Source organism: Bacillus sp. NPDC057893 (assembly GCF_042796455.1).
In the GTDB taxonomy this organism is placed as follows: domain Bacteria; phylum Bacillota; class Bacilli; order Bacillales; family Bacillaceae_G; genus Bacillus_A.
Genome location: NZ_JBHVNG010000001.1, coordinates 1,394,174 through 1,410,227, shown reverse-complemented (window position 1 = coordinate 1,410,227; position 16,054 = coordinate 1,394,174). Strand labels below are relative to the sequence as shown.

Here is a 16,054-nt window from a genome sequence, read left to right as displayed (position 1 = left end):
AACACCTCTCCTTTACGCAATAATATCTACCAGTTTGAAACCAATATGTGCTATATTAACCAGCATCGTTTTCTGATTATAGAATGGGAATGATTTGAGGCGTTCCTTTTCAAATCGATATCCACCTGCATTCCCCGTAACAATCCATTGTGCCAATAACTTACCAAACAATGTTGAGAGAGACGCGCCGTGGCCTGTATAACCAGTTGCAAAATATGCGCCTTCTTTAGATCTACCGATAACCGGGAACGTATCAATTGTCACACCGATAAATCCACCCCACCTGTAATCAATCTTGCTTCCTTCTAGTTTTGGCATTATTTTAACCATGGCATCGTAAACACTTTGATAAACGGCATCACCTAAGTTCGGACGAATATCACCACCGCCAAATACGATCCGATTATCTGGTGTACGCCTGAAATAGTAAAGAAAACTACTCGTATCAAAAACCATGCGATCTTTAGGAATGACGCTATTCAAAAGTGTTTCTGAAAGCTGTTCAGTAGCAATAATGCGTGCCGAAATTGGTAGTACGCCTTTATTCAGTTCAGCCATGATTTTTCCAGAGTAACCATCTGTAGCAACAATAATGTCTTTCGCTGTAACAGTACCTTTTTCTGTAACAACTTTCACACTATTTCGGCCGTACTCAATAGATAGTGCTTTCGAATGCTCAAAGATTTTTGCACCAATTGATTTAGCTGCTTCTCCCAAACCAATTGCATAGTTCAGTGGTTGGAATGAGTAACTCGAGTTGTCGACTAAGCAACCATAATATTGCGGGGAATCAATTTCTTGATGCAACTGACTTCGATTAAGCACGCTACATTCATATCCAAAATTTTTGTTTAAGTATTCGCTTTCATGTTTCAATCCTTCAAAATGCTTGGCTTTGTAAGCTGCCACAATGTGACCTGTCTTTCTAAAATTACAGTTGATTTGATGCTCGTCGATAATGTTTTTAACTAATTCAACACTAAGCAGAGAAAGATCGTTAAGCTGTCTCGCCTCTTCGGCACCATACTTCTTGGCAAGCTCCTGCATCGTTGACTTATAGCCCGGCAATACCATCCCGCCGTTGCGACCGCTTGCGCCATATCCGATTGTTTCCTGCTCAAGGACAATGACACTCTTCCCTAACTTTTGCAAATGATATGCAGAAGAAAGACCTGTGAAACCTGCACCAATAATGACAACATCCGCCTCTTCATTTCCTTCAAGAGGTTTTCCTTTGTCATAGCTGTTTGCAGTCGCTTTCCAAAGTGAGAGAGTATCCATATGATCCATCTTATCCATAGCTAATCCTTCTCCTTTCGTGACATGTATGTTACAATACAGTCAAAAATATTCAAAATATTCACATTTATTAAATTAATAATATGACTTGGAGTTTCCTCCAAGTCAATAGCCATTTGAGAGTTTTTTGAATTCATTTTGCGAAAAAAGTGGAGTAACTCCACTTTTTTCATCAGGGGGTACATCTATGAAGATTGGTACATTTGCGAAGCTTTTTCATGTGACAACCGATACAGTTCGTTATTACATTGAACTAGGATTATTAATACCAGACAAAAAAAACACCCAGTATCAAATGAACCAATTGTGTTTCGACGACATGACTTTTATTACTGAGCTGAAAAAATTCCATTTTTCATTGATAGAAATCCAACGAATTTTATCGTATCGACGTGTCACAAACTTCTCGGACCATGAGGATATCGACTACTACAACAACTTACTCACTGATAAAAAGAACGAGCTAAACAATAAAAAAGAAGACATATCAAAAGCGATTCATTTGATTGAAAAGGCGGTTCAAACTAGCTCACCTTCACCTAAAGAAGAGAATGTTACAGGGATTCCACTTGACTTTGTAAATCTGCTCTATTGTCCGAAATGCCGCATTCCCCTTGAAATGAAAGATGTAACGATTAAAAAAGTCTACATTCACACGGGGAGTTTAACTTGTAGCTGTGGATACGAAGCAGCTATCGAGGAAGGTATTATTATTACCGCAAACTTGTACGAGACGTCTCCTTATCCATCTTATTTTTACGATAAAGAAACGATTAAAGAAATCAATCCCAAAATGATTAACTTATTTGAAAAAATTAATTTTCAATTTCAAAAAGTTCTACAAAATATAGATTTGAAAAACAAATTAATTGTGGAAACAAACGTTGACGCTTTCGTGTCACTACCCAAATATATCGATGTTCTTGAAACGAGCGCATCCTATGTATTTAGTGGCTATTCACTTGAGATGCTCAAGAAGGTTAGAAACAGAATTGAGCGTATGAATCCGAAGCCACGCGTCCTTTATATTTTGAATTCCGATTTAAATCTACCATTGAAACCGTTTAGCATCGATGTTTTTGTGGATAGTTTTACAATAACTGATTTTTCACTACTAAATCCGCAGTTTCCGCTTCACGTTCTAAAAAACTATTTACATAACAGTTCAACGATTGTCGGCGGATACTCGTATTATGATAGCTCGGCTAAATCCTTGAAAAACATTTCAGCCTTATATCCAAATTCTCACGAACATATTTTATATCCAAAATACTTAGAAAAAAATTTTTCAGGTCACGAATTTCAAATCACGCAAAGTGAAAATATTGGTTACTGTACAGATCCAGGACCTTATTTTGATTATCATGTAAGAGACGAAAAATTCCACATGCTCATGTATTTGGCTAGTACAAAAAAATAGCACACCACACTTCACCAAAAAAAGCGCCATCACACAAGTGACGGCGCTTTTTATATGTAAGAGCTACTAGAAGATGTCCTTCTAGCCTACTCCCATTTATAAGTCCAAAATTGTTCAAGTTGCAGCCATTTTAATGTTGCTGCATCTTTATTTTTTATTTTTGCATGCGTGTCTTCAAGCATTGCTTCTGTTTGTGAACGGTGCGCACTTAGTGCAGCTAATTTCTGTTCAAATACTTCACTAATATTATTTACAACGTCCGGTTCACCTAGTACAGCTTCACGATTTTTCGTAATTGCAACTGCATGAATGACTGGGCGCTCTTCTTTTGGCATACGTGATACAGCGCGAACTACAGCGCGGCCAAATGCATTATGGTCTGGATGTACGCCGTGCTCAGGATAAAATGTAATAATTCGAGATGGATTTACTTCTTGAATGATCGCTTCAATTTTGTCTGCAACGAAATCAACATCTTCAAACTCTAACGTTTTATCATGGAAGCCCAGCATTCTTAAATCTTTAATGCCCATCGCTTCACAAGCTTCTTTCAATTCTTTCTCGCGGATATTTGGAATCGTTTCACGGTTAGCGAATACGTTTTTCCCCATGTTACGTCCCATTTGTCCAAGAGTACCACATGCATACGTTACAGGTACTCCTTGATCTGTTAATAAGCGAATTGTTCCTCCCGCAGCATACGCCTCATCATCTGGATGCGGAAATACAACAAGTACATGTCTCTCCATAAGTTTCCCTCCTTCTTACTTAAATGGTGTTAAGCTTAATTCAAGCGCAACTGCTAGGCGGCCTAGATTATCATGTCCAGCTAGTAATAAACGCTCTTGATCGTCTACTTCCCAGTGCGTAATACCTTCAGCATATACCCAGCCATGATCCATTTTTAGACCAACTCGGTATGGATTTATTCCAGTTATTTTCCCGCGTTCAAAACGAATGATTGCATTTCGAATGAAAGCACCAACTGTCATCATCTTTTCATTTATGTGTGATGCATACGCTCCGTTTGTCGTTTCTAAATGAATATATACATCTTTATTTACAAAACGTTCAATTTCATTTTGAATAAGAGAACTATCTTTTACTATTTCCATCGGAATTCACCTCTTTAAACCATTTTACGCAAAAATAATGTAAATTGCTATCTCTATATTAGAGGACAACGCCCACTTTTCCTAATAATTTGCACTGTGTTTTGTTATTTTTTTATATCCTATGTAGAATTCACATTTTTTCCTTCACTTTGTTAAATAGTTTTCTTTCTTTTTTGAATTTGCTACAATATAAATTATGCAGAGGGATGCATTTTTACAATTGAATACATACTTTAAAGAAGGTGACAAGCTTGGAACATTCAGCACATGAAGTAGCAAATTGGCAATATTATTTTGCAATTGCCGTATTTTTAGTCACATACGGTTTTATTATTTCTGAGAAATTGAATCGTGCTGTAATCGCACTATTCGGTGCTGCTATTATGATTATTTTTGGAATTGTAGATTTACATACTGCTTTCACATCACATATTCAATGGGAAACGATCACCCTATTAATCGGGATGATGATTCTCGTACATATTACGAGCCAATCAGGCGTATTTGAATTTGTAGCCATTAAAGCGGCAAAAGCAGCTGGTGGAAAACCAATCCGCATTTTATTATTGTTATCCCTATTAACCGCTGTCGGTTCTGCATTTTTGGATAACGTAACGACCGTATTGTTAATCGTACCTGTTACACTATCCATTACACGTATTTTAAAAGTAAACCCTGTTCCTTACTTGATTTCAGAAGTACTATTTTCAAATATAGGCGGAACAGCAACATTAATCGGTGATCCGCCTAACATTATGATTGGATCAGCAAATAAGCACTTAGACTTTAATGCTTTTTTACTAAACTTAGCTCCAATCGTAATTATTATTTCTATCGTTACACTTGGCATTATTTACTTCATGTATCGTAACAAACTAAAAACAACAACTGAGCAAATTAAAATACTAATGGCATTAAACGAAAAAGATTATATTAAAGATCAAAGCCTCCTTTTAAAATCCATTACGATTTTAGGACTAACTATTTTAGGATTTGTACTCCATTCTATCATCCATGTAGACGCTGCCGTTATTGCGATGACGGGTGCTACACTTCTTATGTTAATCGGTGTGAAAGAACATGATATTGAAGATGTATTTGCCCACGTTGAATGGGTAACCATTTTCTTCTTCGCCGGACTATTCGTTCTCGTTGGCGGATTAATTGATATCGGACTCATTTCTTCACTCGCAAAAGAAGTACTTGACGTAACAAATGGCGATATCGGTTTCGCTGCCATACTTATCTTATGGGTATCTGGCATTGCATCTGCGACAATTGACAACATTCCATTTGTTGCAACAATGATTCCACTTATTCAAGATTTGGCTACAGGACTCGGACTATCTGTCGATTCCCCGCAAATCGAAGTATTATGGTGGGCATTATCTCTTGGAGCTTGCTTAGGAGGAAACGGAACGTTAATCGGAGCATCAGCAAACGTAGTCGTTGCTGGTATTGCAAAACGTGAAGGACATGGATTCTCTTATATGGACTTCTTAAAAATCGGTTTCCCCTTAACTATCATTGCGCTATTGTTATCACATGCTTACATTTATTTACGTTATTTAATGTAGAAATTGTAGTGTACGAAATTATATCATCAAATACAAAAGGTTTGCAGCACTATGCTACAAACCTTTTTTCATCACCAAAATATACCTATAATTGCTAATCCACCTAAAATCATACCACCAATTTGTCCGACTATTGCTGGTGATAGTTGAACACCTTTTCTCACTTCAACGACCGGTCTTTCATGCCTTAGTTGCTGCACTTCACTTTGAAGTTGGTGTACACTTCCGTGCAATTCTTTAATTAATTCTTTTAATTCAGCGACCTCTTCGTTTACTGGCTTACTTTTTTCTAAGTTCATCTCGCATGACTCCTTATAAATTCAATCAGTACACTGTAAAATTCCGCCAATTATCATTATATCTCCTGCATACTACATATATAATATTGAATATACTTTCTAATCTTGCAGCTCTATCCATTCATCCCTCAATATCCCCATAATGATACGATCAAAACACTTTCCATCTCTTTGAACTGCTTCTCTCATACACCCTTCCATTTGAAAACCCATCTTTTTATATAGCGCAATGGCTGCTTTATTATAAGAAATAACATCCAGACCGACGCGGTGTAAATTCATTTCATAGAAGGCATACTTTAAAATAAGATGTATTGCTTCTTTCCCATATCCTTTTCCCCTATCTTTTGTATCTCCTATACCAATTGCTAATAAACCTGTTCTGTTATTCCACTCTATGCCATGAATTGCAACAAAACCAATTAAACGATCATCATGAACTGTTCTTAACATGAAAGAAATACTATTCGATCTTCGTCCCTTAAATAGTCCATCACTCGCTATTTCATGTAAAGATTGCGGGCATGCTAAGTCTGTATCTACATTTCTTAAATACTCACTATCCTCTTGCCACTTAGCCATTACTTTAGTATCTGTTTCTCTAACAGCTGATAATTTAATTGTTTTATCTTGAAAAAGATTAATTGTCATCTGAAACTCCCCCTTTTTAAATAGCGGGGACAATAATTCTAGCCTATTTATCCCCTTTTTCCATATACTCTTGTATGAACGGGATACTTACAATAAGCGCTGACATTGGCACATCTCCTCTACATTAAATTAACTTCATTGTATAATTTTTTATTTATTCTAACAACAAAAACAATAACAACAATAAAAACAATAAAAATAATAAAAAGACCCTCCAAATTTAGAGGGCCTTTCCTAATAGCAAAACTGTATTATTTCGTAAACATTTTCTCTGCTTCATCCATTGCCATTTTGTTACCTAAAGCAGAATAGTCAAGCCATGGTTGGTCATTAATAATGTATACATGCTTGCCTTTAACAGCTTTTAAATCTTTCCAAATTGGTGTTTCTTGTAGTTGTTTAAATGCAGCTTTTGCTTTATCATCTCTATTTACGACAACAAAAATAGCATCCGCATCAAAGTCAGGTAGTACTTCTTGTGAAATGACTTCGAAAGGTCGGTTTCCATCAATTTTCTCTACACCATTTGCAGGTTGTAATCCTAAGTCTTGGAATAAAATTGGTCCCATCGGTCTTTTCGTACTAAATACACGTAATTCTTTTGCAGTCACGCGTATTGCCATTACTTTTTCGTTATTACCTAGTTCTTTATCTATTAAACTTTTTACTCGTTTTGATTGTTCTTCATAGTCTTGAACATATTTATCTGCTTCTTTCTCACGGTTTACAAGTTTACCTACTTGTTTTAAATGATCTCTCCACGTGCCTTCATCTAAATTGAAAGAATGTGTTTTTGCAATTTTTTCGTATTTCGCTACATCTTTACCAGCATATTTTTCATCCACATAAATTTCAGATGGCTTTAATTGTAGTAATGCTTCCATGTTTGGATCTGTTACAACGCCTAGTTTCTTCGTATCTTTCAACTGCTCTTTTGCGTGCGGTAAGAAATCTTTTAAATCTCCACCAATAACAGAACCTACTGGTGTAATTCCTAAAGCAAGTAAATCATTTGTTAAGTGAATAGACATTGAAGCAATTTTTGGGTCATTACTTTTTTCCGTTTTTTTAGTCGCCTCTTCACTAGATTTCGTTTGGCCACATGCTGCTAATACTAAAATACACATAATGCTAAATAAAATAGTTAGTTTCTTTTTCATATGTTCTCCTCTTTGAAGTATTTATTTTGTTTTTGTAAGTAAATAAAGAAAATACGGCGCTCCTAAAGCCGCTACTACTACACCAGCTGGAATAGAGTTTGGCTCGAATACAGAACGACCTATCGTATCTGCGAGTACTAAAATAATCATTCCAATAATGCCAGCTAACGGAAGGAAGTGCTGATATGTACTACCTACTAACTTCCTTGCAATATGCGGAGAAACTAAGCCGATAAAGCCAATTCCCCCTGCCATCGATACACTTGCACAAGACAATCCTACCGCTGTAGCTAAAAGTAGTAACCGTTCTTTTTGAACAGATACACCAAGTCCTGCTGCTACACTATCACCTAGTGACAGTGCATTTAACGTTTTAGATTTCAGCCATGCGTACGGAGTTAGTATCAAAATCCAAGGTAATAATGCTAGGACATGAATCCAATCTCTTCCCCACACGTTACCAACTAACCATCTAGAAGCGAATGTATACGTCTCATCATTTAACTTGAGCGAGAAAAATAATGAAAGTGCACTAAAACCAGCTGAAACTGCAATACCAACAAGAATAAGTCGAATAGGAAGTAAACCTTTTGACCGATCACTCGCAAGCAAAACAATAAGAAATGCAGCTAACACTCCTCCGCCAAATGTAAATAACGGTATTAAAATCGATGCACTCTCGTTAATAGAATGAAAGAGAGTAACGAATACAATAAGCCCGAAAGATGCACCCGAATGTAATCCGAGAATACCGGGATCTGCGAGTGCATTACGAGATAGCCCTTGCAAAATCGCACCAGAAACCCCAAGCCCAATTCCTGCTAACATTGTAATAATTATTCTTGGCATACGATAATCGTATAGCACGGTTGCACTCTCAAAATCACCATAGCCAATAAGCGTTTGAATTACTTTGAGCGGTGCGATGCTCAGCGTCCCCGTATTTAAGCTAATCAAAATTACAGCGATACTTATACATCCGAAAATTGTAGTTACAGTAATAGCTCTCTTTTTATCCGTGTTAAAAAGATCCTTCACTTATAACTCCCTCCCAACTTTACGTGCTATATAAAGGAAGAACGGAACTCCAACAAGAGCTACCATAATTCCTATCGCAAGTTCTTTAGGAGGATTTACTGTTCTTGCTCCTAAATCAGCTAACACTAATAACATAGCTCCTAATAATGCTGACATAGGAATAATAAGCCGATAATTAACACCAACTAATTTTCTAGCAATATGCGGAATGACTAGTCCTACAAATCCAATAGAACCAACAGCTGAAACAGAAACACCTGCAAGAATGACTACTATAATCATCCCAAGTATTCTTGTACGGTTCGTTTTCACACCTAAATTCGTAGCAACATCATCCCCCATTGATATGAGTGAAATAGATCGCCCTAGCACTGTCGCAAAAACAATCGTTATGAGAATAATAGGCACTAAAAATTTCAAGTGTTCCCACTTAACCCCCGCAACACCACCAGCAAACCAAAACGCTAAATCCTGGCTTAAATCATAATAAATTGCAATACCCGAACTTAATGAGTGTAAAAGCGCTGCCATAACTGCCCCTGCAATCGTTAACCTCATCGGTGTTAATCCGCCTGATGTTGCCGATCCGATACTAAAAATGAGTACGGTACTTAAAACTGCTCCAACAAAGGAAACAATCATTAAGTAGGAATACGGTATATGTGGGAAAAAGGCAAAACTAAGTGCTACTACAAACATCGCGCCTGCATTTATTCCAAGCACTCCTGCATCAGCTAAAGGGTTTCGTGTTACCCCTTGCATAACAGCTCCAGCGACTGCAAAAGCAGCTCCTACAACTGCCGCACCAATTACCCTTGGGAGCCTTAATTCATAAATAATTTGATGCTGCGTTAATTTCGGATTGTAATCAAAAACCGCTGCCCACACCGTTTGCAAATGAATATCCTTTGCACCGAATGCAACGGCTAAAAATATAGATCCCATTAAGCATAAAATTGTTAAGCTCATGAAAGAAATGAACTTAATATGTATCCAGCGATTATTGCCAGCATGTACAGTAGACTTATGTAACATGTTTCATTTCATCCTTTATATTCAGTTGTTTTTTATAATTATTTTTTATTTATAATCATTATTGATAATAATTATCATTTTCATTTAGATATTATATCCCCACTTTTTTTAAATAGCAAACTATTTTTTTACTTTGCTACAATATTAAAATACTTATTACAATTCCCTTCTAAAACTTACAAATACATGCAAAATAGACTACTGGATTATTTTTCAAATTGCAGTATACTTATTAATTATTTTGATTTTTCCAATAAAACACCAAAGGTGACACAATGTTCTATATAAAACAACTACTACATTTCACTTACGAACAAGCATTATCTTGCTTATTCCCAGTCGTCATTTTTTTAACACTAGCCCTTTCAAAAATCATTTCAATTCCAGGATTATATCGCTATGATTTCATACTCATCGTTTGTCTTCTTATGCAATGGATTATGTACAAAACAGGTCTTGAAACAAAAGATGAACTGAAAGTAATTACTGTTTTCCACCTCATTGGCCTTTTACTAGAAATATATAAAGTACATTTCGGTTCATGGAGTTATCCTGAAGAGGCTTATTCAAAAGTTTTCGGAGTTCCGCTTTACAGCGGTTTTATGTATGCGAGTGTCGCAAGTTACATATGCCAAGCGTGGAGAAGATTGCATTTACAAATGTATAATTGGCCGAAAGCTATTTTTGCAGTACCATTAGGCGCTATGATTTACTTCAATTTTTTTACACATCATTTTCTATATGACTTTAGATGGGTATTAACTTTACTTTTATTTATTGTTTTCTTTCGAACTTTCGTGGAGTTTTCATTACAAGGCGTTACATATAAAATGCCACTCGTACTCTCCTTTTTCCTTATCGGATTCTTTATTTGGATTGCGGAAAACATCGCAACATTTTTCGGAGCATGGCAATATCCAAATCAACGCGAAGCATGGAACCTCGTTCATCTTAGCAAAATTAGCTCATGGTTTTTACTCGTTGTTATTAGCATTATGATTGTTACACAACTCAAACATTTGAAGCAGTCGAAAGGATAATGCTGATTACGTTAGAAATATTAAAATTAATTAATTTTCTCTACTTGCTCAATAAAAAAACGAAATCCATCTGGGATTTCGTTTTTTTAAGCAATTAAATTCAAAACTATAGAGATTTCACAAGACGTTCCATCGCCTTCATTTGACCAATATGATCCGCTTCATGATAAAGCATCATACCGTAAAGCTCCCCTACTGTTTCCAATCCTAAGAATGGCTCTGGAAGTTTGTTTTCAAATGCTTCTGCTGGAATTTCATTAATACGCTGTGCTTGTTCTTGTAACTGAGACTTTAACACTTCTAATGATGGTCCTTCTGTTTCCCATTTAGATGGTCTTGATCCATATCCAAACATACCTGGATATTCACTTGGTAAATGTTTAAATTCTCTTCCAAACATGAAAGTCTCTGCTGCAGATAACACGTGACCGATATGCCAGCGGATTGTGTTATTAAAGCCATCCGGCTGCTTATCGGCAGTTTTGTCATCTAACGTTTCCATAAATTTAAGTAATGCTCCACGCGTTATTTCAAATTGTTTTAAACCAACTATTCTATTCATTTTATCGTCCCCTTTTTTATGTACAATTTATTATGAACTAAGAATGTTAAACTTATTAAAGTTTCACCTTGTTTAATCTATCAGAAACAATTAAGAAAAACATCTAATATGCTTAACGTACTTCGGCAATATGTCTTTTTAAAAAGGTACAACCCTCGTAAATATAGAATTACTTACAGCGCAAATATTTTAGTAAACAAAAAAGGAGTGTAATTACGTGTTAGATATTTTAAAACAACAATATAATCTTATTAGTTCTACAAGAGAAACTCTATTTACATTTTTAGAGGAAATCCCATTAGAAAAATTACACAGCACAGTTCCTAACTTCGGAAGCGGTAGCATTATAAAAACCCATATTCATGTAGCCGATTGCTATCGATACTGGCTCGGATCATTCGCATTTAACCAAAAACGAGCAGATTTTTCATTTGCTAGCGATTATGAAATTGAACATGCAGATGTCGCAAAAGTCCGTGCCAGGTTTAAGTTAGTAGATGAAACTGTACAACGCTTTTTAGATGAATACAATGACCGCTGGCTCGAAAATATAGCAAATGAAGTGAAATGGCAAAAAGAACCTTGGAGTACAACTCCGCTATGGCTTTTAACTCATACGGAGACACATGAATTTCATCATAAAGGCCAAATTGTATCTATGGCTCGTCACCTCGGATACACTCCTCCTGACACAGACCTTAGTTAATTCAATTGTTCTAACAAATGAATTACTATAACTGTCGTTAGCATTGTTTATGTATACGGAAAGGCTCTTCATTCTTTTTGATGTTGTTTATAGTTTTGCAAATTTTTTTGCGGCACAAACTTGTATTATATTTTAATTATGTTTGTGTCGTGTTCTTATTAATTAGTTTCATATCCATAAAAAATATATTAATATGTTTCCTTTTATTATTTCAGTTACCTAATCAATAAGAGGTTCTTTCTTTTTATTATGACTTTATACACGATAAATACGAAAATTCCGAAAATAAAAGTTGAAAATACTGGTAACACTTTATCATTTGGCACGTACACACTCCAAAAAGAATTAAGAAGCGCATGAAAAATTAGACACATAAAAATACTTTTAGTTGCGTTAATAATTGTAGTTAATAAGAAAGATACGGCAATTGTCGTAATTATAAAGGCTATAAAATCCCTTTGAGTTTGATTCGTACCTGGAATAAACCATAACGGCCAGTGCCAAATAGCCCATATAACGCTCACAATAACCGTACTAAAAAATGCCGAAAACCTTTTCTGAAGGGCAGGTTGTAAGAACCCTCTCCATCCGATTTCTTCAAGACCGCCACCAATAATCATTATTGGAAAACTAAGTAATGCCACGTATAATGGTTTTTGCATCGTTGCTCCACCAAATATCGTTGGAAGATAACAGCTAATAAAAGCTAGAACAACGATTAGAACATACCATACAAAGTAATGCCTAGGATTAACAATATTTTTAATAAACACTCTGAACTCTTCTTTTGATCCATATTTTTTCTTTAAACTAATTGCAATGATTGATGGCATGATCCCTCCGAAAACAAATAATATCATCGCTAACGGTGTACCAAATGTCGTAATGTTTAATTTTATTAAGCTAATTAATAGCCCCCAAAGTATCCATGTAAATATAAAAGTGCGTATTACATATCGTTTAATCTCATTCCCCATTTACTTCCCCCCTTTATTTTAATTAGAGCATAAATTTAGAGATATGAAAATCACTTATGATAAATTATTCCAAAACATTAAAGGAACCTCCCTACTCTATCAGGCTTTTCTGGATAGGCCGACTCCTACCTACTTTGCTTCGGTCAAGGTTCGAAGTTGGAGTCTCACTATCCGTTAATACGGGATAAACAAACAAAAAGAAAAAGCATGTTTTGAGAACCAATCAAAACATGCTCTTGTAAAGTGACAATAACGTTATTTAATTCTTGTTTAACTACGGTGCAAATTAGTGGTACATGCTTATCTCCCACTAAAAATATCTATAAAAACTCATGTTCATTTAAAAGCGGAATGAAAAACAATAATAATGATATTAGCAAAAAGTTTAATGATGTATTTTGTTGTGTATAAAACTTTTATTATTTGTTTTAGGTATACCATGCCATTATAAAATTCATGTAATATCAAAGTAAGACACATTCTTTTCAAACAATACAAAAAATAAAACTCTTCTTCAATGTAGATCAAAAATATTTATATACTCTATCACCAACCTTAAGGAGAAATTTATAATGAGATTAGAGAGTGAAAGAATTTATTTAAGGCCTCTTTGCGAACTAGATGCATCCATTATATTAGAAAGTACGATGGATACAGAGATACGTTTTATGACTGGAACTAAGCCCACTTTTTCATTGGAGCAAATTAAGACACATATAGATCATATAAATAATGATTCAAGTCGCTATGATTTCGCCATTTGTTTACAAAGCACTGACGAAATGATTGGAGAGTTGTCGATTTTAGATATGGATGAGGAGAACAAAAGAGCAGGATTCAGAATATCAATGCTTTCCATAGCATTAACAGGGCAAGGCTATGGAACTGAAGCTATTAAAATTGTTTTAAGATTTGTTTTTGAACAACTATCATTAAATCGTTTACAGTTAGAAGTATTTAGCCATAATTTACGCGGAATTAGAGCTTATGAAAAGGTTGGGTTTGTAAAAGAAGGAACCTTACGTCAATCCTTATTTTATAACGATACGTACTCGGATGAAATTATTATGGCAATACTTAAAAGTGATTATAAAAATATGCTATAAAGAACCGATGCTTGTTTCATTCAAGCATCGGTTCTCTCTATACAAAAATGCTAATTCCCTTTCATTTGAAGCAAATATTTCTCCACTTAATCCCTTGCAAAAAACTCCCGCGTTACCTCAATAAATTGCTGTAACGGCGCTGTCATCCATTTATCTTTATGCCAAGCAATTTGCGTAAAAATTGGAGAGATTGTATTTTCTAGCTGTAACTCTTTTATCGTCCCCTCTCGTATATCTTTTTCTACTACTATTGCTGGCAAAACCGCTACACCTAAATCTGCAATAACACATTGCTTAATTGCCTCTACGCTAACAAACTCAATCTTATTTGCCGGATATACGTCTTCCGCACGAAATAACTCTTCAAATAACGTCCGATACGAGCAACCTAGTTCTGTGAGTAAAAGTGTTTCACTCTCTAAATCTTTTGTAGAAACTGAAGGTTGTTCAAGTAAACGATGCCCTGGCGCCGCTACTACTTTTAATTCTTCTTTCATAAGTGGCTCCACATGTAAAACATCTTCTGTTTTACATTCGTCTAAAATAAATACAAGGTCTACTTTCCCCTCCATCAATTGCTCTTTCGCATCTTTATTGGAATGCGCAGGTTTAAATATAAGTTTAATTTGAGGAAATTGTGCCTTAAACCTCTTTAATATAGAAGGAAGCCTGTATGTACATTGACTTTCTTGTGCACCAATTATTAACGTACCTGCTAGTTCCTCATCATCTTTCACAGCCATTTTCGCTTCATCACTAAGTGCGATCATCTTATCAGCATATAATTGAAACTTCCTTCCTGCTTCAGTTAAGAAAAGGCGTTTTCCTAATCTCTCAAATAATGGCGTACCGAGCTCAGCCTCTAATGTTTTAATTTGCGCCGTTACGCTCGATTGGGCAAAGCTTAATTTCTTCGCAGTTTGTGTAAAGTTCAAAGTCTCTGCCGCTACTTTAAATGTAATTAATTGTTTTATCTCCATTTATCATCCCTCTTTTCAATCGATATTTCCGATTGATTCCATCGAAATAATTCTCTTTGTCTATTGATATTTGTATTGTATGATAAAGAGCATCGACAAACAATATAAATGGAGGTATTCCATATGAAAGCACTTTATTTCGAACAGTTCGGAAATACTGATGTACTAAAATATAAAGAAATACCTGATCCAATCATACATCCAAATGAAATTCTTGTTCGCATGCAAGCAATCGGTTTAAATTTCGCTGATATTTATAGACGCCGCGGTGATTATCATCTCGCTGGCAATCCGCCTTATATATTAGGTTATGAAGGGGCTGGTATTGTTGAAAAAGTAGGAGTTGACGTTACGAATATCCATCCTGGAGACCGCATTGCATTTGCTGACGTTCCATTCTCAAATGCAGAATTAGTTGCCGTTCCATCTGAAAAAGCAATTACACTTCCAGATTCTATTTCTTTTGAAACAGCCGCTTCTGTCTTATTACAAGGATTAACAGCACATTATTTAACGAAAGATAGCTATCAAATAAAACAGGGTGATATAGCTTTAGTACATGCCGCAGCTGGTGGTGTTGGTCAGCTTCTCATCCAAATGATTAAACTACAGGGCGGAAAAGTAATCGGCCTCACGTCATCAAATGAAAAAGCAAAGATAGCCACGTTAGCTGGTGCTGATCACGTATTTTTATATACTGAAGCATGGCATACAAAGGTAGTCGAAATAACAAACGGTGATGGAGTAAATGTTGTATATGAATCAGTAGGTTCTACATTAGAGGAAAGTTTTAACGCAACTAAAACTGGTGGTACTGTCGTATTTTATGGAATGGCCGGTGGTAATCCTGCACCAGTTGATCCACGTATGCTTATGGATACTTCAAAAACTTTAACTGGCGGAGACCTTTGGAACGTGCTTACTACTTCTGAAGAACGCAAGCAGCGCTCTACTCAATTATTTGATTGGATCGCTACTGGAAAATTAAACATTGCGAGCCCTACTACATTCTCTTTACAAGATGGTGCTCTTGCACATGAATTATTAGAAAGCCGAAAAAGCACAGGGAAGATTTTATTAATCCCATAA

The 16,054-nt window shown here is 35.7% G+C and carries 17 protein-coding genes; 6 read left to right on the top strand and 11 right to left on the bottom strand.

The annotated features are described in order from the left end of the window. Positions 1-12: 12 nt before the first annotated feature. Positions 13-1,299: an NAD(P)/FAD-dependent oxidoreductase gene (locus ACFVQC_RS07520; RefSeq protein ID WP_377894838.1), complete on the bottom strand. Its 1,287-nt coding sequence runs from the start codon at positions 1,297-1,299 to the stop codon at positions 13-15. 187 nt (positions 1,300-1,486) lie between these two features. Here ACFVQC_RS07520 and ACFVQC_RS07515 point away from each other — a divergent pair, with 187 nt between their 5' ends. Next, complete coding sequence (locus ACFVQC_RS07515) at positions 1,487-2,719, top strand: MerR family transcriptional regulator (RefSeq protein WP_377894836.1); 1,233 nt, start codon at positions 1,487-1,489, stop codon at positions 2,717-2,719. 86 nt (positions 2,720-2,805) lie between these two features. On the opposite strand, the gene bshB2 is transcribed toward ACFVQC_RS07515, so the two are convergent. After that, the gene (gene bshB2, locus ACFVQC_RS07510; protein ID WP_377894834.1) at positions 2,806-3,468 is read right to left on the bottom strand and encodes a bacillithiol biosynthesis deacetylase BshB2; all 663 of its coding nucleotides are present in this window, start codon (positions 3,466-3,468) and stop codon (positions 2,806-2,808) included. A gap of 15 nt (positions 3,469-3,483) precedes the next feature. Further along, entirely contained in the window at positions 3,484-3,834 is a 351-nt protein-coding gene (locus tag ACFVQC_RS07505; protein WP_377897921.1) for a YojF family protein, read from the bottom strand. 251 nt (positions 3,835-4,085) lie between these two features. Between ACFVQC_RS07505 and ACFVQC_RS07500 the strand changes: the two genes are divergently transcribed. Further along, entirely contained in the window at positions 4,086-5,411 is a 1,326-nt protein-coding gene (locus ACFVQC_RS07500) for an ArsB/NhaD family transporter (protein ID WP_088079009.1), read from the top strand. Between the two features lie 71 nt (positions 5,412-5,482). Here the strand turns inward: ACFVQC_RS07500 and ACFVQC_RS07495 are convergent, their stop codons facing one another. The 5 genes from ACFVQC_RS07495 to ACFVQC_RS07475 form a co-directional block, all read right to left on the bottom strand. Further along, the gene (locus ACFVQC_RS07495) at positions 5,483-5,710 is read right to left on the bottom strand and encodes a coiled-coil domain-containing protein (RefSeq protein WP_001047523.1); all 228 of its coding nucleotides are present in this window, start codon (positions 5,708-5,710) and stop codon (positions 5,483-5,485) included. Between the two features lie 99 nt (positions 5,711-5,809). Further along, complete coding sequence (locus ACFVQC_RS07490) at positions 5,810-6,361, bottom strand: GNAT family N-acetyltransferase (protein WP_377897920.1); 552 nt, start codon at positions 6,359-6,361, stop codon at positions 5,810-5,812. A gap of 251 nt (positions 6,362-6,612) precedes the next feature. Beyond that, entirely contained in the window at positions 6,613-7,521 is a 909-nt protein-coding gene (locus ACFVQC_RS07485; protein WP_377894828.1) for an iron-hydroxamate ABC transporter substrate-binding protein, read from the bottom strand. A 21-nt stretch (positions 7,522-7,542) separates the two neighbouring features. Then, positions 7,543-8,559: a FecCD family ABC transporter permease gene (locus ACFVQC_RS07480; RefSeq protein ID WP_002146445.1), complete on the bottom strand. Its 1,017-nt coding sequence runs from the start codon at positions 8,557-8,559 to the stop codon at positions 7,543-7,545. Beyond that, positions 8,560-9,594, bottom strand: coding sequence for a FecCD family ABC transporter permease (locus ACFVQC_RS07475; protein ID WP_377897918.1), 1,035 nt, complete (start codon positions 9,592-9,594; stop codon positions 8,560-8,562). A 275-nt stretch (positions 9,595-9,869) separates the two neighbouring features. Here ACFVQC_RS07475 and ACFVQC_RS07470 point away from each other — a divergent pair, with 275 nt between their 5' ends. Continuing rightward, positions 9,870-10,634 carry a DUF817 domain-containing protein gene (locus ACFVQC_RS07470; RefSeq protein ID WP_377897916.1) on the top strand — a complete coding sequence of 255 codons (765 nt, stop codon included), beginning with the start codon at positions 9,870-9,872 and terminating at the stop codon, positions 10,632-10,634. A gap of 106 nt (positions 10,635-10,740) precedes the next feature. On the opposite strand, the gene ACFVQC_RS07465 is transcribed toward ACFVQC_RS07470, so the two are convergent. Continuing rightward, positions 10,741-11,196, bottom strand: a complete 456-nt coding sequence (locus ACFVQC_RS07465; protein WP_377897915.1) for a DinB family protein — start codon at positions 11,194-11,196, stop codon at positions 10,741-10,743. 217 nt (positions 11,197-11,413) lie between these two features. On the opposite strand from ACFVQC_RS07465, the gene ACFVQC_RS07460 reads away from it, so the two are divergent. Next, complete coding sequence (locus ACFVQC_RS07460) at positions 11,414-11,902, top strand: DinB family protein (protein WP_377897913.1); 489 nt, start codon at positions 11,414-11,416, stop codon at positions 11,900-11,902. Between the two features lie 215 nt (positions 11,903-12,117). Here the strand turns inward: ACFVQC_RS07460 and ACFVQC_RS07455 are convergent, their stop codons facing one another. Then, the gene (locus tag ACFVQC_RS07455) at positions 12,118-12,879 is read right to left on the bottom strand and encodes a CPBP family intramembrane glutamic endopeptidase (RefSeq protein ID WP_377897911.1); all 762 of its coding nucleotides are present in this window, start codon (positions 12,877-12,879) and stop codon (positions 12,118-12,120) included. A gap of 572 nt (positions 12,880-13,451) precedes the next feature. Here ACFVQC_RS07455 and ACFVQC_RS07450 point away from each other — a divergent pair. Further along, on the top strand, positions 13,452-13,985 hold the full coding sequence (locus ACFVQC_RS07450) for a GNAT family N-acetyltransferase (protein WP_377897909.1): 534 nt from the start codon (positions 13,452-13,454) through the stop codon (positions 13,983-13,985). A gap of 86 nt (positions 13,986-14,071) precedes the next feature. Here ACFVQC_RS07450 and ACFVQC_RS07445 read toward each other — a convergent pair whose 3' ends face one another. Continuing rightward, a complete protein-coding gene (locus ACFVQC_RS07445; RefSeq protein ID WP_377897907.1) occupies positions 14,072-14,965 on the bottom strand; it encodes a LysR family transcriptional regulator in 894 nt (297 codons plus the stop codon). Between the two features lie 123 nt (positions 14,966-15,088). Between ACFVQC_RS07445 and ACFVQC_RS07440 the strand changes: the two genes are divergently transcribed. After that, complete coding sequence (locus tag ACFVQC_RS07440; RefSeq protein ID WP_377897905.1) at positions 15,089-16,054, top strand: quinone oxidoreductase family protein; 966 nt, start codon at positions 15,089-15,091, stop codon at positions 16,052-16,054.